Genomic DNA, 549 nt, shown 5'->3' with positions numbered 1-549 from the left:
GACGGAGAAATCCTGCAGCGCGTGCGCGCGGTGATCGGTGAAGACGTTCCGATAGTCGCCAGCCTCGACCTGCATGCCAACGTCTCGCAAAAGATGATCGGCCACGCCGACGTGCTGGTCGCCTATCGCACTTACCCGCATGTGGACATGGCTGCTACCGGCGCGCGTGCCTTCAACTGGATCGAACGCCGACTGGCCGGAGCGCCGCGAGCGCATGTCGCCTGGCTGCGTGCGCCCTATCTGATTCCGATGTGCTGGCAATGCACCGACGATGCGCCCGCACGCGACTTGTATGCGTTGCTCGACCATGTCAATGCGGCAGGTAAGGACAGCGCCTCGTTCACGATGGGCTTTCCTGCGGCCGATGTCGAAAAATGCGGCCCTGCGGTCTGGGCTTACGGCGCATCGGCACAGTCGGCACGGGATGCAGCGCAAAGCTTGCTAGACGCCGTCAATGCGGCCGAAACACAATTCAACGGCGAGATATTTTCTGCACAGGATGCGGTGACGCGCGCCATCACGATTGCCCGCCACAACGGCGGTCCGGTG

1 protein-coding gene is annotated in these 549 nt (G+C 62.8%); it reads left to right on the top strand.

Annotated features, from left to right (window positions below):
• Positions 1 to 549, top strand: a 549-nt coding sequence (locus tag HLUSI_RS0118870; protein WP_016835438.1) for a M81 family metallopeptidase, incomplete at both ends; no start/stop codon positions are given.

The organism is Herbaspirillum lusitanum P6-12 (genome assembly GCF_000256565.1).
Classification (GTDB): domain Bacteria; phylum Pseudomonadota; class Gammaproteobacteria; order Burkholderiales; family Burkholderiaceae_D; genus Herbaspirillum; species Herbaspirillum lusitanum.
This window is presented reverse-complemented; position numbering and strand designations above follow the sequence as displayed.